Annotated in this window: 21 protein-coding genes; 16 read left to right on the plus strand and 5 right to left on the minus strand. The window is 58.6% G+C overall.

Annotated elements, in window-relative coordinates; translation table 11 throughout:
* Nucleotides 1-98 precede the first annotated feature (98 nt).
* The 6 genes from BLV07_RS13700 to BLV07_RS48765 all read left to right on the plus strand — a co-directional run bounded on the left by BLV07_RS13700 (nucleotide 99) and on the right by BLV07_RS48765 (nucleotide 6862).
* Nucleotides 99-2606, plus strand: a complete 2508-nt coding sequence (locus BLV07_RS13700; RefSeq protein ID WP_244551087.1) for a CaiB/BaiF CoA-transferase family protein — start codon at nucleotides 99-101, stop codon at nucleotides 2604-2606.
* Nucleotides 2607-3474: 868 nt separating this feature from the next.
* Nucleotides 3475-4728, plus strand: coding sequence for a diaminobutyrate--2-oxoglutarate transaminase (ectB, locus tag BLV07_RS13705; RefSeq protein WP_091886490.1), 1254 nt, complete (start codon nucleotides 3475-3477; stop codon nucleotides 4726-4728).
* Nucleotides 4729-4783: 55 nt separating this feature from the next.
* Nucleotides 4784-5674: a crotonase/enoyl-CoA hydratase family protein gene (locus tag BLV07_RS13710; protein WP_091886129.1), complete on the plus strand. Its 891-nt coding sequence runs from the start codon at nucleotides 4784-4786 to the stop codon at nucleotides 5672-5674.
* Between the two features lie 194 nt (nucleotides 5675-5868).
* Nucleotides 5869-6141, plus strand: a complete 273-nt coding sequence (locus tag BLV07_RS49730) for an LLM class flavin-dependent oxidoreductase (protein ID WP_283806518.1) — start codon at nucleotides 5869-5871, stop codon at nucleotides 6139-6141.
* A 32-nt stretch (nucleotides 6142-6173) separates the two neighbouring features.
* The gene (locus BLV07_RS49735; protein ID WP_283806520.1) at nucleotides 6174-6557 is read left to right on the plus strand and encodes an LLM class flavin-dependent oxidoreductase; all 384 of its coding nucleotides are present in this window, start codon (nucleotides 6174-6176) and stop codon (nucleotides 6555-6557) included.
* Nucleotides 6558-6622: 65 nt separating this feature from the next.
* Nucleotides 6623-6862: a hypothetical protein gene (locus tag BLV07_RS48765; RefSeq protein ID WP_244551088.1), complete on the plus strand. Its 240-nt coding sequence runs from the start codon at nucleotides 6623-6625 to the stop codon at nucleotides 6860-6862.
* A 191-nt stretch (nucleotides 6863-7053) separates the two neighbouring features.
* On the opposite strand, the gene BLV07_RS13720 is transcribed toward BLV07_RS48765, so the two are convergent.
* On the minus strand, nucleotides 7054-7335 hold the full coding sequence (locus BLV07_RS13720) for a helix-turn-helix domain-containing protein (protein ID WP_091886132.1): 282 nt from the start codon (nucleotides 7333-7335) through the stop codon (nucleotides 7054-7056).
* Between the two features lie 649 nt (nucleotides 7336-7984).
* Here BLV07_RS13720 and BLV07_RS13725 point away from each other — a divergent pair.
* The 3 genes from BLV07_RS13725 (at nucleotide 7985) to BLV07_RS13735 (ending at nucleotide 9204) form a co-directional block, all read left to right on the plus strand.
* On the plus strand, nucleotides 7985-8257 hold the full coding sequence (locus BLV07_RS13725; RefSeq protein ID WP_091886135.1) for a DNA -binding domain-containing protein: 273 nt from the start codon (nucleotides 7985-7987) through the stop codon (nucleotides 8255-8257).
* A 166-nt stretch (nucleotides 8258-8423) separates the two neighbouring features.
* On the plus strand, nucleotides 8424-8618 hold the full coding sequence (locus BLV07_RS48770) for a transcriptional regulator domain-containing protein (RefSeq protein ID WP_091886138.1): 195 nt from the start codon (nucleotides 8424-8426) through the stop codon (nucleotides 8616-8618).
* Nucleotides 8619-8703: 85 nt separating this feature from the next.
* On the plus strand, nucleotides 8704-9204 hold the full coding sequence (locus BLV07_RS13735) for a DUF2285 domain-containing protein (protein WP_244551089.1): 501 nt from the start codon (nucleotides 8704-8706) through the stop codon (nucleotides 9202-9204).
* A gap of 247 nt (nucleotides 9205-9451) precedes the next feature.
* Here the strand turns inward: BLV07_RS13735 and BLV07_RS13740 are convergent, their stop codons facing one another.
* The gene (locus BLV07_RS13740) at nucleotides 9452-10360 is read right to left on the minus strand and encodes a LysR family transcriptional regulator (protein ID WP_244551090.1); all 909 of its coding nucleotides are present in this window, start codon (nucleotides 10358-10360) and stop codon (nucleotides 9452-9454) included.
* A gap of 164 nt (nucleotides 10361-10524) precedes the next feature.
* Nucleotides 10525-10806 carry a helix-turn-helix domain-containing protein gene (locus tag BLV07_RS13745; protein WP_091886147.1) on the minus strand — a complete coding sequence of 94 codons (282 nt, stop codon included), beginning with the start codon at nucleotides 10804-10806 and terminating at the stop codon, nucleotides 10525-10527.
* Between the two features lie 147 nt (nucleotides 10807-10953).
* Between BLV07_RS13745 and BLV07_RS47485 the strand changes: the two genes are divergently transcribed.
* Nucleotides 10954-11097: a hypothetical protein gene (locus tag BLV07_RS47485; RefSeq protein WP_176945521.1), complete on the plus strand. Its 144-nt coding sequence runs from the start codon at nucleotides 10954-10956 to the stop codon at nucleotides 11095-11097.
* Nucleotides 11098-11211: 114 nt separating this feature from the next.
* On the opposite strand, the gene BLV07_RS13750 is transcribed toward BLV07_RS47485, so the two are convergent.
* Nucleotides 11212-12081 carry an isocitrate lyase/phosphoenolpyruvate mutase family protein gene (locus BLV07_RS13750; protein WP_091886151.1) on the minus strand — a complete coding sequence of 290 codons (870 nt, stop codon included), beginning with the start codon at nucleotides 12079-12081 and terminating at the stop codon, nucleotides 11212-11214.
* An 11-nt stretch (nucleotides 12082-12092) separates the two neighbouring features.
* The gene (locus BLV07_RS13755; RefSeq protein ID WP_091886154.1) at nucleotides 12093-13238 is read right to left on the minus strand and encodes a pyridoxal phosphate-dependent aminotransferase; all 1146 of its coding nucleotides are present in this window, start codon (nucleotides 13236-13238) and stop codon (nucleotides 12093-12095) included.
* A 77-nt stretch (nucleotides 13239-13315) separates the two neighbouring features.
* Here BLV07_RS13755 and BLV07_RS13760 point away from each other — a divergent pair, with 77 nt between their 5' ends.
* The 6 genes from BLV07_RS13760 (at nucleotide 13316) to BLV07_RS13785 (ending at nucleotide 18800) form a co-directional block, all read left to right on the plus strand.
* Nucleotides 13316-13495 carry a hypothetical protein gene (locus BLV07_RS13760; protein WP_091886157.1) on the plus strand — a complete coding sequence of 60 codons (180 nt, stop codon included), beginning with the start codon at nucleotides 13316-13318 and terminating at the stop codon, nucleotides 13493-13495.
* A 107-nt stretch (nucleotides 13496-13602) separates the two neighbouring features.
* On the plus strand, nucleotides 13603-15285 hold the full coding sequence (locus tag BLV07_RS13765; protein ID WP_244551091.1) for an ABC transporter substrate-binding protein: 1683 nt from the start codon (nucleotides 13603-13605) through the stop codon (nucleotides 15283-15285).
* Nucleotides 15286-15368: 83 nt separating this feature from the next.
* Nucleotides 15369-15863, plus strand: coding sequence for a hypothetical protein (locus BLV07_RS13770; RefSeq protein ID WP_143035405.1), 495 nt, complete (start codon nucleotides 15369-15371; stop codon nucleotides 15861-15863).
* 23 nt (nucleotides 15864-15886) lie between these two features.
* The gene (locus BLV07_RS13775; RefSeq protein WP_502689980.1) at nucleotides 15887-16873 is read left to right on the plus strand and encodes an ABC transporter ATP-binding protein; all 987 of its coding nucleotides are present in this window, start codon (nucleotides 15887-15889) and stop codon (nucleotides 16871-16873) included.
* The gene (locus tag BLV07_RS13780; protein ID WP_091886167.1) at nucleotides 16870-17868 is read left to right on the plus strand and encodes an ABC transporter ATP-binding protein; all 999 of its coding nucleotides are present in this window, start codon (nucleotides 16870-16872) and stop codon (nucleotides 17866-17868) included. The genes BLV07_RS13775 and BLV07_RS13780 overlap by 4 nt, the downstream gene beginning before the upstream one ends.
* Complete coding sequence (locus BLV07_RS13785; RefSeq protein ID WP_091886170.1) at nucleotides 17868-18800, plus strand: ABC transporter permease; 933 nt, start codon at nucleotides 17868-17870, stop codon at nucleotides 18798-18800. The genes BLV07_RS13780 and BLV07_RS13785 overlap by 1 nt, the downstream gene beginning before the upstream one ends.
* The last annotated feature ends 23 nt before the right edge of the window (nucleotides 18801-18823 follow it).

Consider the following 18823-nt stretch of genomic DNA (forward strand, 5'->3'; position numbering starts at 1 on the left):
ATCGGGTTACTGGATCAAGTTCGCGTTGCAATCACTTGCAGTTGCGACATTTTATCAAGCGGAACTCCTGATAAGCTGGACTACGCTCGGGGCGCTGAATGTTGGTGTCGCGTGACCGTGGCGTTCCGGTGAACCAGTGTGGCCTCGAAAATGGGAATTATCAGATGGGAGTGTTGTCGCATCTGCGAGTTGTCGAGATCGGGAGTTCGGCTCCAACCAGCTATTGCGCGCGATTGTTCGCGGATTTTGGCGCGGAGGTTCAGAAGGTTGAGCCGCCAAGTGGCGATCCGCTTCGCTGCTGCGCGCCCCTCACGGATAATGGTGGAAGCGCGTGGTTCGCATTCCTAAACTTCAACAAGTCTAGCATCATCATAAATGGCGGGGATCCCGACGCACCCACAGAGCTGACAAAACTGATCGAAGATTGCGACATTCTCGTTGATGGGCGCGACGTTGATCCTGCCGATTGCCCGCTCTTTGACATCACTGCGATCCGGCAGCGTCGTCCGGGGCTGATCTATCTTGAAGCGAGCTGGTTCGGTCGTGGTGGTCAATATACAGACTTCTGCGCGACAGACTCGACCGTCCGTGCGCTTGCTGGGCTCATCAAGCTGGTTGGACCGGTTGAAGGGCCCCCCTTGCACGCACCTGATTTTCAGACGGGTATACTCGCGGGCCTGTGGGCCTTTATCGGCGCGGCTTCGTCGGTACTTGGTCGAACAAAGGACGCGATAGGGCGGTCCTGGTCGCTCAGTATATTCGAAGCAAACCTCGCTCTTAGCGAGGAATTCATGTTAGAAGCGCCTGCGCGCGCTGATGTGATGCGCCGAATGGGTATCAACCGCTTCTGGCCGACTTTTCCGGCCGGCATTTATGAAACCAAACAGGGTTGGCTTGGCGTTACGACGATCACCCCGGCACAATGGCGTGCGTTCTGCAGCATGCTTGGCCTGTCTGAATTGGGTGATGATCCGGCTCTGCTTCTGGGGATCGGTCGTCTGCGACACTTTGAACATATCGAACGACAGTTCATCCCGAGGCTGAAGACGCGGACAGCGCAGGAATGGTTTGCGGAGGGACTGAAGCGAAAGATCCCGATCGTGCCGGTACCCGAAATATCCGATCTGCTAAAGGATGCCGAGAAAAAGGTACGCCGCGCAATTGTGCCCGTCCAGTTCGGCGCAGAGGAGTGCCTTTCCGTCGGATCGATGCAGCGGTTGACATTGACGCCGCCGCGGCCAGGCGGAAAAGTGCCGGCTCCTGGCGAGCAACAAACTTCCGCTAATAGCCAGAGACACATTGGCACTGCGTCAGGCTCGGGTGGCCGCATCGGAGGCGGCGGGTTACCATTGCATGGAGTTCGCGTCATCGACTTCACGATGGGTTGGGCGGGCCCGTTGTGTACGCGTACACTGGCCGATCTCGGCGCGGACGTCATCAAGATTGAGGCGATCCAATATCCGGACTGGTGGCGCGGTGTTGACCGTCGCCCTGCTTACGTCGACGCCCAGATGTACGAAAAGACGATACGTTTCTGCATCATGAACCGCAACAAGCGCGGTATCACACTCGACCTGAAGCGGTGGCAGGGCCGCACTCTCGCCAAACGACTTGTAAAAGGCGCCGATATTGTCGTCGACAACTATTCGGTTGATGTGCTGCCGAAGCTCGGGCTTGGCTATGACGTGCTCCGAGCGCTTAACCCTCGGCTAGTCATGATGTCGATGTCAGCCTTTGGTGTGAGCAGCGTGCGCCGCGATTGCCGGGCCTATGGCTCGACTCTCGAGCAGGGCTCGGGACTACCGAGTGTAATCGGTCATCCCGACGGGCCGCCAGTAATGGGCCACGTCGCATTCGGTGACGCTGTCGGCGGATTAAACGGCTGCGCTGCAGTGTTGGTTGCGCTGATCCACGCCCAAAACACCGGGCGCGGGCAGTTTATTGATCTGGCGCAGGTGGAATGCATGATGCCTTTTGCAGCGCCGTGGATCACTGTCCACTCCACCGGCGAGTCAGCGCCAAAGTATGGTAATCGACATCCTCAGTTCGTCCCGCATGGTTGCTTCCGCTGTGCGGGTGAGGATAACTGGATCGTAGTTGCCGCGACTAATGAGGACATGTGGCAGAGGCTCGCGATTCGTATCGGCCGACCAGACTGGGCGACAGACGCTTCGATGAAGACTGCCAAGGCTCGACGTACCGTCGAGGTTGACATCGAGAAGGCCGTCGAGGCCTGGACGATCACTCGCGATGCGGAACAAGCGATGTTCGAACTGCAGAGTGCGAAGATTGCAGCGGGCGTGGCCCGCTTGCCGAATGACTTGCTCAAGGATCGACATCTCGGCGCGCGCGGATTCCTACAGGATGTCGAACGCGCCTTCATTGGACAACATCCGCAGCCCTCGATGCCGATTCGTGAAGCAACGCGACCGTACGGGATCCGCAACCCCGCACCAACGCTGGGAGAACATAACAAGGAGATTCTATCAGGCCTCCTCGGGCTGTCCGATGCCGAGATTGCACAATTGGCAAGCGAGGGCATCATCGGTACGGCGATGCTCTCCGAAGGGGAGCTAGAAAAAGCGAACATGGCATCGTCAGACTGACAAACCGACTGACCGCCTCAAATCACGTGTCCTCGAGCTGGCATATCGGCCTTCCAGCTATGCATCCTTCTGTTCTTGCCGATTCATACCTAGCGCACCTTTGCCTTTCCCTGAATGACTCTTCGGTGCTTGTTCAGCCCGTGGCGATCCAGTGAATCGAGCAGCCAACGCCTGCGCACGCTCGCTGCGCTGTCGATCAGCCCGACAGCTTGTTCGTTCCGGCGTCGCCTCGACATGAACAGCGGGTATTCTGAGAGCGCGCACGCACGTCGCCGCCCTCGACAAAGATGTGCACGTAGTTCCTTTTCGAGGATCACGGCTGCCCAGCGTATCCCCTCTTCGAGCAATCATTCTTCCTGGCAGACCGTCAGTCAGAACAGTGAGCGTCGCTCCAAAGTCGCCGCTGGACCGCTCTCAGTATTCGACGCTCTTCGGCCGCCGTACAAGGGAGCCGTATCGCCGACAAGAGCTCGATAGGGGTGCGAGCGCTTGGCTCTGCTAAGAAGTCAAATCAATCCGACTTCTCAGCGAGATCTCTTTCGATCGCTCCAGCTCAAAAAAACAAACGGCTGAGGCGATTTGATGTTGCGAACACGACCTCGTGCGCCTTGAGCCTGAGGCTACATAATGCTGGCCACGCAGTCTACTATCAACCTCAGTAGGTTCGCAGCGCGGTGAAGGTCAGGTAAATGCTGCTGAGCGTTCTAGGAACACCCAGTCCACCACTAGGGAGGCTCATCGCGACGCGCGGCACATCCAATCCGCTCGCCGTGTCCACAGCTCGCGCCACCTTAGATGATTGCCCTTCCTTGAACTACTCGTTTGTGGAGAAAGCATCATGGGTTCGATGATTAGCGAGCAAGAAAAAATGCAGGCTCTCGAAAGTTTAGAATCAAACGTCCGCTCATACTCTCGTTCGTTTCCCGCTGTTTTTACTCGAGCGCGCGGCTCTATTATGCTCACGGAAGGCGGCCAAAGAACTATTGACTTCCTTTCCGGCGCCGGAACGCTGAATTATGGCCACAACAATCACCAAATCAAACTTGCCATTACCGAGTATCTTGCGTCGGATGCCGTAGTCCACGGCTTAGATATGGCCACACCTGCAAAGCTCCAGTTTATGGACACCTTCAGCTCTGTCATACTTCGGGAGCGGAATCTGCCATACCGCTTTCAATTTACCGGGCCTTCAGGCGCTTGCGCTGTTGAAGCAGCTCTAAAATTGTCTCGCAAAGTAACAGGGCGGCACAACATCGTTTCGTTCACGCATGGATATCATGGCATGAGCTTAGGAGCGATTGCTGCAAGCGGTAGTCGGTATTATCGAACAGCCAGCGGCGCTGCATTATCCGGCGCAACGTTCTCGCCCTACGATGGCTATCTCGGGCAAGCGGTTGATACGGCTGACTACTTGCGAAAGGTGCTGACGGACGAGAGTAGTGGCGTCGACTATCCAGCTGCCATCCTGCTCGAAACTGTGCAAGGAGAAGGTGGTATAAACGTCGCTGGCAGGGAATGGCTGCGATCAATACAGGCTCTTGCCAAAGACGTAGGTGCCCTTCTCATTGTTGATGATGTTCAGATGGGTTGTGGTCGAACGGGCGACTTTTTTAGCTTCGAGTTTGCAGGCTTATCGCCCGACATCGTCGTTCTTTCTAAATCGCTGAGCGGATACGGCTTGCCATTGTCAATGCTGTTGATCAAGGAGGAGTTCGACGCGTGGCAACCAGGAGAACACACAGGCACTTTTCGCGGAAACAACCTTGCACTTGTATCAGCAACCGCAGCTATTGAGATCTACTGGCGCTGCCGAGCCTTCTCACAGACTATTCACCACTTAGGAGACTTTACTCGGCGTCGGCTTGAGACCATTGCATCTGAGCACGGCAACAGATTTGCGGTTCGAGGGCGTGGAATGGCCTGGGGCTTTGACTGCGAAATGCCAGAGATCGCAGCCGCGACAACACGCACAGCATTTGAGAAGGGGCTCATTCTCGAACGATGTGGCCGCGTTGATGAGGTCATTAAGTTCTTGCCTGCTCTCACGATCGATTCCGAGACGCTAGATGAAGGCCTCAATATATTCGAGGAATCTTTGGTCAAAACACTGAGGCAATGTTAAGGTTGCGGCGATTTGCCGCCGCTGTTCGTCCAAGTAACACGGCAAAGGAAACATCATGTCTTACGAGACTATAAAATATGAGGTGGCCGACCAGATCCTCACTGTCACCTTGAATAGACCGGACAAGCTCAACGCCTTTTCCGTTACCATGGAGCGCGAACTGATTGACGCCGTTGATCGCGCCGACAAGGACGATGAGATCCGGGCCATAATCGTGACTGGCGAAGGCCGAGCGTTCTCTGCCGGAGCCGATCTGTCCTTGGGCGCGGACACCTTCGATCGTGACGTGCGGCGGGGGCCAGTGAGAAGGCTGCGGGACGGTACTGTGGATTACAGCGATCCCAAAGTCAGTGATAGCGGTGGCCAGATCACATTGCGGATATTCAAGTGCCTCAAACCCGTCATCGCCGCAGTCAACGGGCCGGCTGTTGGCATGGGAGTAACCATGCAGCTTGCGATGGATATTCGCATTGCATCGGAGGCCGCGCGCTTCGGATTTGTATTCTCCCGGCGTGGCCTCGTCCCCGAAGGAGATTCGAGCTGGTTCCTACCGCGCATCGTAGGCATCGCGCAGGCACTAGAGTGGTGTTACAGCGGACGGGTATTCCCCGCGCATGAAGCGCTCGCCGGTCGGCTGGTCAGCAAGATCGTGCCGCCCTCTCAACTGTTGCCCACTGCGCGTTCGCTGGCGCGCGAGATCGCCGATAATACGGCACCTGTATCGATTGCGCTGATCCGGCAGATGATGTGGCGCATGCTTGGCGCGGACGATCCGATGGAGGCGCAGAAGATTGAAAGCCGCGGCATCTATACGCGCGGTCGCTCTGCAGACGGCAAGGAGGGCGTGATGGCCTTCCTACAGAAGCGCCCCCCCGTATTCAAGGACAAGGTGTCGGCTGATATGCCGGATTATTTTCCATGGTGGACAGAGCGGGAGTATCGATAAGCATCCGTTTCGGTAACGGCTCGCGACCATCGCGCATGTCCGCGAGGCAAAGTTGCCGGGAGGTAAAAAGTGGTCCAATAAGAGTCATTGCCGTGCGTGCAGATCGATGCAAGAGTCCTCATCGTAGGAATAGCGCGGCTCAAACTCAACCTGGTGGTGCTGGTCCTGAATAACACGGCGTACGGAATGGACGTATGATCGCGTCCCTTGATCACCTCTCGCACGGACGTGCGGCTTGGAACATCGTGACCTCCGGAAATAAGTTCGAAGCGACGAATTTTGGCGATGAGGAAATTCCAGAGCATGACGCGCGATATGAGCGAGCGAGAGAGTTCGTAGGAGTCATGAAGAGGCTTTGGGATACATGGGAAGACGACGCCTTCGTTCGTGACAAGCAAAGTGGGATCTTCGCCGACACGACGAAGCTGCACGTCCTTGGAGCTATCTCTCGGTCAGAGGCCCACTAAATATCGCACGGCCGCCCCAAGGCTACCCTGTACTGGTTCAGGCCGGCTCATCCGAGGCCGGAGTCAGATTCGCTGCAGAATTTGCCGAAGTTGTGTTCACTGCGCAGCCTTTGCTTGAAAGCGGTAAGCAGTACTACGCAGACCTAAAGGAGAAGGCTCGCGGGCTGGGGCGCGAAGACAACCAGATATTGGTGATGCCGGGCATTGTCCCGATTATTGGAAAGACCAAGCAGGAGGCCTCCGATAAGCTTGAGAAACTGCAGTCCTATACACATACAGACGTCATGACGGAGACGGCAGATCGGTGGCTGGGGTTCGTCACCGACCTGCGTGCGATCGATTTGACTCTTTGGTTCCGGGCACTTTGCCGCAGACGAATTTCATTCAGAGCCGCCAAAAGGTGCTCTTCGAGCTAGCTGCGCGCCAAGGAATGACCTGGAGACAGCTGATCCGCTTGATATCGGATTCGCGCGGACACCTAATGGCGGTCGGGACGCCTAATGAGATAGCCGACATCATGATCAATGCCTTCGATCAATATGCGGCCGATGGATTCAACCTCATTCCCGCGATCGTTCCGAGCGGGCTCAAAGATTTTGTGGAGCTCGTCGTTCCTGAATTGCGTCGACGCGGCAAGTTTAGGTCGGGAAGCTCCGGACGGACGCTTAGAGAAAACCTCGGGCTCAAGCGGCCACTCAATCAGTTTACGCGAGCGGCGTAAGCGCTCATCTCGAAGATGATCTGGCTACTTGGGAGACAGATCGCGCTGGGCGCTGTTTAAGCGGAACTGCTGGTGCGGCATTGGCTGGAGCAGGAGATCGGAATCGCCGCCGCAGGATTCGAAGAGGCACGTGAGGCCGCTCCGGCTCGTCTGCTCCCATCGTTAGCTGCAAACATGGCTCTCTGGAATAGTTACTTGCTATTCCGGAACTGGCGTGCCGGCTTGCGTCCTCTAGACATCGGTTTGGGAGGTGTCGCACCCTTGGCCGGCTCAGCGAACAATTCGGACAAGTGAATACCCAGGGTCGCGGCGATACGGTCCAGGAGATCAATGGTCGGGTTCTCTTTCTTCTGCTCAATGCGCCCCATATATGAGCGGTCGATCCCGGCATCATAGGCCAATTGCTCTTGCGGAATGCCGCGCTCTACGCGGATCCGGCGTACATTCCAGGCCACAAGCGCACGAGCGTTCATGCGCAAAGCCAGCCATTATGACGATTATGAAACCACTGGTTATAGCCAGACTATTACGATAAGCTCACACCCAAGCAGTTGGCTGTCCTAGCACTGTTGCTTCTAGGAAGCAGGTCACCGTGAGACGCAGATGTCATGGAGTTTGTCGTTCTCGAATGCCGACGAGCCATCACAAGCGGGCTCACGGCGCGACAGCTCGCTACTGGCGGGAGAGCAAAATGGCTCCAGAGGTACTGCAGCTTTTTCCGGGCGCCGCGACCAAATAGGACAACCGTACAGCTGGAGCTCGAAAAGTGAGCGAATTCTTTCCACTTGGCTGCCTTTAGGCCGCGCTCTTTCACCGGCGCGCGGGCAAACGACTGGCTTCCAGTCCGTTCCCGGTAGGGGGAGGAGCAAGAACAGCCTAAGCTGTGTGGCAAATCTGCGATCAGTCGCAGTATGGACTGCGAATAGATCCAGCGCCGATCAAAGAGCAAATGCCCAGAATGGAGTCACCACGTCATTGTGAGCCGATATGCACTCGCAGTTCCGGCGTTCGGCGAAAAAGAGCTTGGGACCGCGACGATTCGAGCGGTACCAAAATGGCCCCAAGTTCGTTATCGTTGCTCCGATTTCGATAGATTTTTCAGCTTGGTAGGAGTTTCAGGCAGTGCCGGCCGATCCGAAGATCGCAGATTTGGCGCCGAGCGCGCACGAGCTCACGTCATATGACAAGGAGCACGCTATCACCTACATGCGCCTTCTCGATGCCGACGCTGACAAGGCAGATTGGCGCGAAATCGCGCGCATTGTGCTCGAGCTTGACACGACCCTTGAACCGGATCGTGCACGACGCACCTTCGAAAGTCATCTGGCTCGGGCCAAGTGGCTAGCTGGCCACGGCTATCGTGATCTGCTGCGCGGCGGTTGGCCAAAGGAATGAACACGGCCGATCTCAGGATCGGCGGAATTCCTAGCAATCGTAAAACATGATCATTGCATCGATTCAGTGCATGCAAGGCGAGTACGCGGCACGCACGCAACCGTAAAGCGCCACAATCATCGGCTGCACTTCGCTGCGTGTGTAGATCATGCGGGGAAATGGTGCGATGCCGGACACTGACTGGAGATCTGAGGAAGCATACAGCGGCCTCAAGAAGGCAGAAGCTGCCGACCTGGCCTGGGAGTGGCTGCGCCGGGATCGCAACTACCAAGAGGATTATAGACGGTTATCTCGCCGCGAACGTTCAAGCGCAGCGTCGGGCCAGTTCCGACGGAAGTGGGGGCTCTCGTTTTCCTGCTGATCCGCAAAAGACCTTCGATAAGCAAGCAGTCTTCTGGGCACCCGAGGTGCTGTCGACGGTACTGGCCGTGGGGGCGGCCAACTGCATGTCGCCCAAAAGCTACCAGCTCGATTTCGCCAATCTGCCGGGCGGCGAGCTTCGTCGCGCGCTGGATGGATGGCATGCGATCGTGCCGCTCGGAGGCGCGAAGCATCGCCTTTGGCTGAGCAAGCTTCCGGCGAGCGGGTCTGCTGTCGTCGTCGATCTGCCGCTCGATGCGAATTTCGAGCTTCGCTTGCAGGCTGCGCGTCGATTTTGGCTCGCGCTTGAGCATCGGCCGCTCGGAACGCCCCCTCTTGCTTTGCCAGCTTTGAAGCGGCGTCGGCTGATCCTCGCGCTCCGCGCACTGGATGGATGGCAGGAAGGAAATAGCTATCGCCAAATCGCCCAAGGCCTGTTTGGAAGCCATCGTATTGCCGAGCGGGGCTGGAAAACAGACGACCTGCGCAGCCGAACCATTCGACTTGTTAAGCTGGGGCGGCGCCTCATGCGCCTTCGCTGCCGCGCATTGCTCCACAAGGCCAGACGCAGCAATGACAGTTCATGAGCTCTTGGGCGATCAATGGCGTACCTCCGTTCTGTGCAGCCAATTCTTCTGGCATGGCACGATCGCGGATAGGATGAGATCTCTGCGTTCCGATCTCTCACTCTTTGGCGTCTGTATTGCTGCAACAGAGAGGCGCTATCTTCGCAAGGGTTTGATGACTCTGCTCGGATGGATTTCTCAAGTTGAGTGCTCTCGACTTGATGCATCGGTCTCCCGCTGTATCGGATTGAGGGGCGCCTGCTAGGCGTCAGGCAGCCTGCGCAAGTGCTGCCTTCTTGCAAAGACGAGCCACCCATCGGCAAAAAGAACGAGCGATCTCGGGATCCTCGCTGCGATCCACGGCATAGGCGCGATATTGCATGCCACTTGGAGTGCGTGAGCCGGGAATGATTTGCAAAGCGCCACCTCGCACCAGATCACTGACGATGATTTCTGGTGCGACAAGAAGGCATTTTCCTGTCATGACGGCCGGCAGAGCAAGATAATTGTGATCATAGCGCGCGCCCGCTCGTATGTCGTTTGAAGACATGTTCATGGCCCTCAGCCATGTCGGCAGGATGTCGGGACGTGATGTGATGTTCAGTATCGGGGTTGAGCGAACGATCGAGAGCTCTCTGCCCGCGACCAGATTTGGCGGGCCGACGCATACCAGCTCCTCATTGTAGATCTCCCAACTGTCGGCGGGTTCGATGACGGACAGGTCGCGTGTAATCAAAATATCGAAATCATCCGAAGATGTCGGCGGCGAGAGCGAGCTGACGACGTCCACGATGACGCCGCCCGCTTCAGAAGAAAACGCCTGCAGATTTGGAATCAGAAAAGAGAAAGCAAAGGTCGATAGTGACGTGCGGACGACAATCCGATTGGTTCCTGCGCCCGCACGCCGTCGCATTCTCTTCGCGGTGAAGCCGACCGTTTCGAGAGGTTCAGAGACTGCGTTTGCGAATAGCCTTCCGAACTCGGTCAAATCACTGCGCCGGCCGCGCCGCTCGATGAGGTCCGCACCGAGATAGTCCCGCAGGACGGACAAATACCGGCTGACCGAACTCTGCGTTGTTCCCAAAGTGGTGGCCGCGCGCGTGACGCTGCCTTCGCGTGCGACGGTCACAAAAGCACGGATGGCATTTAAAGGAACTTCATCGTCTTGAGCCGCCATTGTCTGCTCCGGCACCCGAATGAACATCCATCACATTATTCGATGTCCATAGCGGGATTGCCGCGTATCAACGCTGGGTTGCGCACAAAATCCGCGTGGGAGCGCATTGATACTTGGTCCAGTACCGCACAAGATCTGCGTCAACAGCTCGGTGCTGTCAGGGGCTAGGTCCTTTTGCGGCGTGCCGGCTTCGGCTTGCGACCTTTAGGTAAGGTAGCGAGTGGCGGCGCACCCTTGGATGGCCGAACAAACAGCTCGGATACAGCTACGCCGAGCGTCTCGGCAAGGCGATCGAGAAGATCGATTGTCGGGTTCGCCTGTTGGCGCTCAAGTCCGCTCATATAGGAGCGATCAACACCTGCATCATAGGCCAATTGCTCTTGCGGAATACCGCGCTGGACGCGGATCCGGCGCACATTGTAGGCCACAAGCGCACGAGCTCTCATGCGCGTAGGCAGCCATTTCGATGGTCATCAAACCACTGGCTATAACCGACCTAAAAACATCACCGAATTGGAGGTTTTCGATCGAATTATTCGATTCGTGTCACCAAATGACCCGACGCTGCTGGGCCGTGCCGCCCAAGCGCTGGTATGTCGACCGTCTATCAATTTGCGGCGGCGCAGGTTTTGCGGGCGCTGACCGGAGCTCAGCCGTTCGGCTGGCTCGGCAGCCGTTCGATTCCGCTGCCCCATTTGCGCGAATGGCCTCGAGCCAAAGGCAAAGATGCTGACTGAAACGGAGCCGATGGTCCTCCATTCAACGAAATGGAGTTGCAGCCCCGATGAATGAGCCGGCGCAAACCATCGAGATTGCAGCAATAGCCGTTCAGGCAAGGTTAGAGTTGGCCTTCAGCGCAGAAAGCGCGTTTCAGCTGCCTTAACCTCGTCCATTCGCTGGAGTCTGAAGATTTCCTCTACCGGTACAATATCCTTGTGGACGTTCTGGACGCCGCCGTCAGCGATGATCCGGCGGAAAGTCTCCTGCATGGCGGTTGCAGCAGCACGGATGCCGTAATTGCCATAGATCATCATGCAAACATTGCCCAAAGTTTTGACCCGCTTGGCGTCGAGGCCAGGGTAGGCGTTTGGTACGATCACCAGCGGCACCGATCCGGTCCAAGCGCGCGAAAAGCTTTCGATTTCGCAAGGAGTCTTCCTTTTCGAATGGATCAAGATCATGTCCGCGCCAGCCTCCGCATAAGCGTGCGCCCGATGCAGGGCCTCCGCTTCGCCGAGGCTGGCGATCAAAGCTTCGGTGCGGGCGATGACGAGGAAATCCGGATCCGATCTTGCCGTGATGGCAGCCTCGATCTTTCCCTGGAATTCTTCAATGCGCAACAGGGCCTGACGGCCGTCGGCAACAAGGCTCGTCACTTTTGGAAAAGTCTTGTCCTCGATGACAACGGCGCTGGCGCCGGCCCGCTCATATTCCGTGATAGCGTGGATGACGTTGATCGCATTGCCATAGCCCGTATCGATATCGGCAACGATCGGCAGCCTCGTGCGTCCGGCGATCGCCCGCAGCATGTCGAGATGCTGTGTCATCGAAATCAGGCTCATGTCCGGCAGCCCATAAAGCGCTGACAGCTCGAAGCCGGACGCCCACAGTCCGTCAAATCCAGCTTCTTCCGCGAGAATCGCTGAAAACGGGCTGTGGGCGGCTATGATGTGGACCAGGCCAGTCTCGGCCATGCGGGCGCGCAGGCTTTTGGGGGGCATCAGAAGATCTTTCAGGACAGGGTCGCGCAGGCGGCAATGATACGGTCGCAAGCCCGGGTGAGCTCTTCGAGCGAGGAAGCATAGGAAATCCGGATATAGGGCGATGCCATGAAGCCGCTGCCCGGCACGACAGCCACGGCGAAAGCATCAAGCAAATACATGGCAAAATCGGTGTCGCCTTCGATCACCTTGCCGTCCGGCGTGCGCTTGCCGATGACACCCGCGCAGGAGGGGAAAACATAAAAAGCGCCGTCCGGCACACGGCAAGCAAGCCCCTTGGCCTGATTCAGCTTGGCGACGACAAGGTCGCGGCGCTCCAAAAACGCGCGCGCGAACTCTTTGATATGGTCCCGGTTCCCTGACAGTGCCTCGAGCGCGGCATATTGAGAAATCGAGCTGGTGTGCGAGGAGGTCTGGCCCTGGATGAGATTCATGGCCTTGATCAGCGCCAGAGGTCCTGCACCGTAACCGACGCGCCAGCCCGTCATTGCGTCTGCCTTGGATACGCCGTTGACTGTTAAGGTGCGCTCGTAGAGGTCCGGCGCGACTGCGGCCATCGTTGCGAAGTCGGCGTCATAGGTGAGCTTTTCATAGATGTCGTCGGATAGCAGGTGCACTTGGGCATGCTCGCGCAACACCGCGGCAAGCGCGAGCAAATCACTTCGGCTGTAGACCGCACCGGTCGGATTGCATGGCGAATTCAACATCAACCATTTGGTGCGCGGCGTGATCACCTTCTCCAACGCCTCGGAGCGCAGCTTGAAGCCATGGAGTTCATCGCAGGCGACGAGCACCGGCTTGCCGCCGGCCAGGGCCACCATATCGGGATAGGAGACCCAGCACGGCGTCGGGATCACAACCTCGTCGCCCGGATCGAGGCTGGCGAATAGTACGTTGAACACAACCTGCTTGGCGCCGCAGCCCACCGTGATCTGGTCAATACCGTAGTCGAGCCCATGATCGCGACGCAGGCTCTCGCGAATTGCTTCCCGCAGTGGCTTGATTCCGGCGACCGCCGTGTATTTCGTCTGCCCGTCGCGGATTGCCCGGATGCCAGCTTCACAGATAGCGGACGGCGTGCCGAAATCAGGCTCGCCCTGGCTGAGCGTAATCACATCGGCGCCCTGATCGCGCAGCTCGGCGGCGCGAGCCGTCATGACGTTGGTTTGAGAGGGACGCACGACCTTGAGCCGTTCTGAAACGAGAGACAGGACACAATATCCTACGAGTTCGAATGAGCGGTTTCATGGGGATCTATCCGAACGCGGACGACCAAACTAACCGGGTGATCGCGGCTTTGGATAAAATCATCGAAGATTACGATAACTGTATCGCTTGTTCGTGCGGCTCTGTTGGGCGCCCTGCGCAGTGCCTTGCGTCTCAGCTCTTCCTCTTCATCAGCCTGCGCCCGTAGCGCCGACCATCGCATGTTCGCAAGCTTACATCGACTTATTCGATGAACGTCATCCTGCCGTAGCAGTTCAGGTTTTTAAGGTCGCGCACAATCGCGAATATGCCTGAATGACACAGGCGCCCAATTTCGGTGGTCCGCCAAAGTCCGTGCCAATCTTAAGAATTCACGGTCGTGACATTCGTATCAATGGAAGTGAACCGGAGGTGGTGATGACCCGTATTGATCTGACGCGACGGCAAGCCATCGCAGGCGCCGTTGCCGCAAGCGTGTTAGCCAGCACAGGCGCCGGCGCTGCGGAGGGCGAGCCGAAGACATTGACGCGTCGGCGCCTTCGGGTCGGCATGTCTGGATTTCCGCGATCCTTCGATCCGGTCATCGCGACCGATACTGCCATTCGCCGGATCATACCGCAGCTTTTCGATACGCTGATCACCTTCGACCACGCCCACGACATGGGGCTACGGCCCAGCCTGGCCGAGCGTTGGGAGCGGATCAATGCGCAGTCGCTGCGGCTGTTCTTGCGCAAGGGAGTGGCTTTCCATGACGGAACGCCTTTGACGGCCGAAGATGTTGCCTTTAGCCTTGGGCCTGACCACCTGCTGGGACCCGGACGCAGCGGAATGTCCGAGGCGCTTCAGTCGCTTGATCGGCTCGAGAAGGTCGAAATTGTCGATCCTTACACAGTCATTGTGCATGCAAAGGGCGCTGACGCGCTCCTCGAGCAGCGTCTGGCTGCTTGGGGATCGGAGATCGTCAGTCAGCGCGCCTTCGTGGCGGCGGGCTCGTGGGAGCGCTGGACCACAGCCCCTGTCGGAAGCGGTCCCTACAAGCTCGTCGATCACAAGCTGGATATTCGTGTCTCGTTGACCGCCCACGATGCGTATTGGGGCGGGCGGCCGCCGTTCGATGGCATCGAATACCGCATCATTCCCGAACTTTCCGCGCGCGTGAACGGCCTGCTCGCCAGCGAGCTCGACATTGCCACTGACATTCCGCCGGACCAGTTTGCGGGCATCCAGAAGCGTGCTGATCTTGAGGTCGTGGGTGGTGCCGTGCAGAATATCCGCTCGCTCGTCTTTGATCAGACCGATTCCCTTCTGAAGGATGCGCGTGTTCGCCGTGCGATGAGCCTTGCGCTCGACCGCAAGCTGATCGTGCGGAGCTTGTGGGAGGACCGGCTCCCGATTCCGAACGGTTACCAGTTGCCGAGCTACGGCGAAGGCTACATCCACGAGTTCCCCTCGCTTGCCTATGATCCGGGCAAAGCCAAGGAGCTGCTGGCCGAAGCGGGCTACAAGGGAGAGCAGATCACCTATCGTCTGCTCAACAATTACTACCCCAATCAGGTCTCTGGCGCGCAGACCATGATCGAGATGTGGCGTGCGGTTGGCCTGAACGTCAAACTTCAGATGATGGAAAACTTCGCGCAAATTCAGCGCCAGCCGGTGCGTGCCATCTTTGACACGTCCAATACGGCACTCTTTCTGGATCATCTCGGCCATCCCTGGCGTGAATACGGTCCGAGCGGCACCCTGCCAAAGTCAATTGGAATCTGGAGGAACGAGGAATATTTCGCGCTCGGCGCAAAGCTCCAGGACACCGTCCAGGGCGAACAGCGCCGGCCGATCATCCGTCGCATGCTCGAGATCATCAACGAGATCGATCCGCCTTGCGTGATCCTGCACGTGTCGGGCCAGTTCTATGGCAAGCGTCGCGACGTGTCGTGGCTGCCGGGGCTAACGCTCGACCTCAATTTGGGCCCGTTCAACAGAGCTCTGATCCGGACCTGATCGCGATGACGCACACCTTGAATCGACCATTGTGCGATAGCAGTCCCCCCTTGGAGCTGGCCCTCGGCCAGAGGGTCTTGGCGATGACCTGGTTTGACGACAACCTTGCCGCTGGTGATCTCGCAATCCTGTTCAAAGTCTCGCGGACGATCCGACGGGACAGCCGCGCCGCCTGGGAGGCGCGGACGCTGCGCCGCATTCATCAAAGCCTGGCTCCGAACTGCGCCGACGATCTGACAGCGCGCCGGCAAGTGACGGAGCGCCTTGAGATCGGATGCGAGGTCAAGACTGTTGGGGGTGCCCGGCCCATGTTTGAAAGCTGCACGAACATCGACCATTCCGAGGCGCATGGTACGATCTCATTTGGTGAGCATTCGTGCTCCTTTGCAGATGTTGTCGATGCCAGCAGTTCCAGGCGCGCGCGCGCACCTGTCGCGCAATTGTCCGGCTGGGTAGGCACGCTTGCCGCTGATCGCCGAATGTCGGCGGAGTTGCCACTCGAGGATGCCGCTGTAGCATCGTTTCTCTCCTGCCACGGCAAGGGCGGCGTTCCAACCGACCTGATGCGATCTCTATGATGCGGGAAGGGCAGGGACCTCGCGTGGAGGCGCTTCTTCAGATCGCAGGTTTGCGTGTGGCGTTCGACGGTGTGCCGACGCTGCGCGGAATCGATCTCACTCTACGGCGTGGCGAGTCGCTTGGCATGGTCGGCGAAAGCGGCTGCGGCAAATCCGTGACATGGCTTGCTGCGCTCGGACTGTTGACGCAGCGCGCTAAAATAACGGGCAGCGTACGCCTGGCCGGAGATGAGCTGCTCCATGCGCCAGCCTCTCGCCTCGACAAGGTGCGCGGCGGGCAGATCGCCATGATCTTCCAGGACCCGGCGAGCGCGCTTAATCCCGTGCGCACGGTGGGCGATCAGATCTCTGAAGCCCTGCGGCTCCATCGCGGCACGGACCGCCGCACGGCGCTTGCCGAAGCGCGACGTCTACTCGACCAAGTCGGCATCCCCGATGCAGCGCGCCGCCTTGGCGCCTATCCCCACGAATTATCCGGCGGGCAGAACCAGCGCGTCATGATCGCCATGGCTCTTGCAGGGCAGCCCGACATCTTGATCGCTGACGAACCTACCACCGCCTTGGATGTCACTATTCAAGCGCAGATCCTTGAGCTTCTGCGGCAGATCCAGCGTGAGACAGGCATGGCGCTGGTCCTGATCTCGCATGATCTCGGCGTCGTCAGCGAAATCTGTGAACGCGTCATGGTCCTTTACGGGGGACACATCGTCGAAGAATTGCCGGCCTACCGTCTGTTTGACCAACCTGCTCATCCATATACAAGAAGTCTTCTTGCGGCTCTTCCAAGTCTGGATGCGCCGCGGCAACGCCTCTTCGCCATTCCAGGTGTCGTGCCAAACGCAGCCGAATTTCCGCCAGGCTGCCCTTTCGCCCCTCGTTGCGATCGTCGGATCGGACGCTGCAGTGAATGGGCGATTGAGCTCGCCTCGCTCGATGGCGACATCAGACACAGGGCTGCCTGCTTGCATGTCACGAGCGAACCGCCCGCGGGCGAGGTCGCGGCTGCATGACCGCGAGTGCTCCGCCGATCCTCCAAGCCGATGGGCTTGTCCGCCGTTATCGCTTGCGACAGGGCCTTTTCCACCGTCCAGCGATGGTCCACGCGGTCAATGGGCTCTCTCTGCGGCTGGCTCGCGGCGAAACGCTCGGACTGGTTGGCGAATCTGGCTGCGGTAAGTCCACTACGGGCCGGCTCCTGATCGGCCTGGACCAGCCGGATGCCGGCACGGTGACTTTCGGCGGAGAAGCTTTGCCTGTTATGGGCGATATTCGATGGCGCCGGCTCAGGATGCGAATCCAAATGGTGTTTCAGGATCCGCTAGCTGCGCTCGATCCCCGCCTGACGATCGGGGCGCAAATGGCCGAGCCGCTGGAAATTCATCGGCTCGGTAGCAAGTCGAAACGAGAGGGGCGGGTCAATGCGCTTCTCGCGGATGTGGGGCTCAGGACCGATCACCTCAGGCGCTATCCGCACGAGCTTTCAGGCGGCCAGCGCCAGCGTGCCGTCCTGGCTCGTGCGCTTGCGACCGATCCAGATCTCATTGTCTGCGACGAGCCAGTATCGGCGCTCGACGTCTCGGTCCAGGCGCAAGTGATCAATCTTCTACGCGACCTGCAGGAGCGGCGGCACATGGCGATGATCTTCATCAGCCATGATTTGCGGGTCGTCCGACTGATCAGCGATCGGATTGCTGTGATGTATCTCGGCGCCATCGTCGAGGAAGGCGCCTCTGAGGCGGTTCTTCTGGATCCTTTGCATCCTTACTCGCGGGCGCTCGTTTCCGCGGTGCCCAGGCCGGGGAGACATCGCTCTCGCATGATCCTGCAAGGAGATCCGCCCGATCCGGCTGCGCGACGGGGCGGCTGCGCATTCCATCCGCGCTGTCCGGTAGCGCTTCCACTTTGCGCGCGGTTCGCCCCAGAGCTCAGATCCGCTCCTGACGGGCGCCGCGTCGCCTGCCATCTGATCGGCGATCATGGTGCCGAACTCAACAAGGAGGCATGATGGCTCGCTTCATAGCGGTCCGCTTGGCGCGCGCATTGCTGACCATCGGAGTTGTGGTCACATTCGCATTCGTGGTGCTGCGCGCCTCTGGCGATCCCGCCCGCGCGTTGCTGTCGCCGGAAACCCCGGCGGAAGCGGTCGAGGCCTTCCGAAAAGCCTGGGGGCTCGATGCGCCACTCTGGGTGCAATACGTCAGATACCTCTTTGCGGTCGTTCATGGAGATCTCGGCCAATCGATGCGTGATGGGCGTTCCGCGATCACCGTCGTCGCCGAGCGCATTCCTGTCACGCTGATGCTGACTGCGCCGGCGCTGATCCTCAATCTGTTGATCGGCATTCCGGCCGGCATCTACGCGGCTCTCAAACGAGATAGCATCGCGGATCAATTGGTGATGATGGTAGCGGTCGTGGGCTTCACCGTGCCATCTTTCGTGCTTGGCCTCGTGTTCGTACTGGCTTTCGCAGTCGAGCTTCCCTGGTTCCCCTCGGGCGGCGCCGGCGGTTGGCAGCATTTGGTGCTGCCTGTCATCACGCTCGGTCTGGGCGGCGCGGCCGTTTTGGCGCGTTTCAGCCGCAGCGCCATGCTCGAGGTCCTTGGGCAGCCCTATATTCGTGCCGCCAGCGCCAAGGGTGTGCCTTGGCCCCGCGTCGTGACCGGCCACGCTCTGCCGAACGCGGCAATAGCGGTGCTGACCATCGTCGGCTTCATGGTTGGCAATCTCATCGCGGGAACGGTGCTCGTCGAAAGCGTTTTTTCGTGGCCAGGCATTGGCAGCCTGCTGGTCGTCTCAGTTGCGAGTCGTGATTTGGCTGTCGTCCAGTGCATTCTGCTGGTCGTGGCCGCCGCCATGATTACCACCAATGTCACGATCGATCTGCTCTATGGCATGCTCGATCCACGTTTGCGCGAGTTGCGCTCTAGGAGGCGATAAGTGTCCAGCATTTCCGCAGGAAA

Origin of the sequence: Bradyrhizobium sp. Rc2d (assembly GCF_900099855.1) — a bacterium.
GTDB lineage: Bacteria > Pseudomonadota > Alphaproteobacteria > Rhizobiales > Xanthobacteraceae > Bradyrhizobium.

Bases quoted from the DNA above. Each gene is read 5' to 3' on its own strand.
- BLV07_RS13740 (WP_244551090.1), bottom strand. From the start codon at position 10,360: ATGGCGGCTCAAGACGATGAAGTTCCTTTAAATGCCATCCGTGCTTTT.
- BLV07_RS13770 (WP_143035405.1), top strand. From the start codon at position 15,369: ATGACCTGGTTTGACGACAACCTTGCCGCTGGTGATCTCGCAATCCTG.
- BLV07_RS13780 (WP_091886167.1), top strand. From the start codon at position 16,870: ATGACCGCGAGTGCTCCGCCGATCCTCCAAGCCGATGGGCTTGTCCGC.
- BLV07_RS13755 (WP_091886154.1), bottom strand. From the start codon at position 13,238: ATGACGGCTCGCGCCGCCGAGCTGCGCGATCAGGGCGCCGATGTGATT.
- BLV07_RS13745 (WP_091886147.1), bottom strand. From the start codon at position 10,806: ATGAGAGCTCGTGCGCTTGTGGCCTACAATGTGCGCCGGATCCGCGTC.
- BLV07_RS13735 (WP_244551089.1), top strand. From the start codon at position 8,704: ATGTCGCCCAAAAGCTACCAGCTCGATTTCGCCAATCTGCCGGGCGGC.
- BLV07_RS13700 (WP_244551087.1), top strand. From the start codon at position 99: ATGTTGGTGTCGCGTGACCGTGGCGTTCCGGTGAACCAGTGTGGCCTC.
- BLV07_RS13760 (WP_091886157.1), top strand. From the start codon at position 13,316: ATGAGCGGTTTCATGGGGATCTATCCGAACGCGGACGACCAAACTAAC.
- ectB (WP_091886490.1), top strand. From the start codon at position 3,475: ATGCAGGCTCTCGAAAGTTTAGAATCAAACGTCCGCTCATACTCTCGT.
- BLV07_RS48770 (WP_091886138.1), top strand. From the start codon at position 8,424: ATGCCGGACACTGACTGGAGATCTGAGGAAGCATACAGCGGCCTCAAG.
- BLV07_RS48765 (WP_244551088.1), top strand. From the start codon at position 6,623: ATGGCGGTCGGGACGCCTAATGAGATAGCCGACATCATGATCAATGCC.
- BLV07_RS13765 (WP_244551091.1), top strand. From the start codon at position 13,603: ATGACACAGGCGCCCAATTTCGGTGGTCCGCCAAAGTCCGTGCCAATC.
- BLV07_RS13710 (WP_091886129.1), top strand. From the start codon at position 4,784: ATGTCTTACGAGACTATAAAATATGAGGTGGCCGACCAGATCCTCACT.
- BLV07_RS13720 (WP_091886132.1), bottom strand. From the start codon at position 7,335: ATGAACGCTCGTGCGCTTGTGGCCTGGAATGTACGCCGGATCCGCGTA.
- BLV07_RS47485 (WP_176945521.1), top strand. From the start codon at position 10,954: ATGTCGACCGTCTATCAATTTGCGGCGGCGCAGGTTTTGCGGGCGCTG.
- BLV07_RS13785 (WP_091886170.1), top strand. From the start codon at position 17,868: ATGGCTCGCTTCATAGCGGTCCGCTTGGCGCGCGCATTGCTGACCATC.
- BLV07_RS13750 (WP_091886151.1), bottom strand. From the start codon at position 12,081: ATGCCCCCCAAAAGCCTGCGCGCCCGCATGGCCGAGACTGGCCTGGTC.
- BLV07_RS49730 (WP_283806518.1), top strand. From the start codon at position 5,869: ATGATCGCGTCCCTTGATCACCTCTCGCACGGACGTGCGGCTTGGAAC.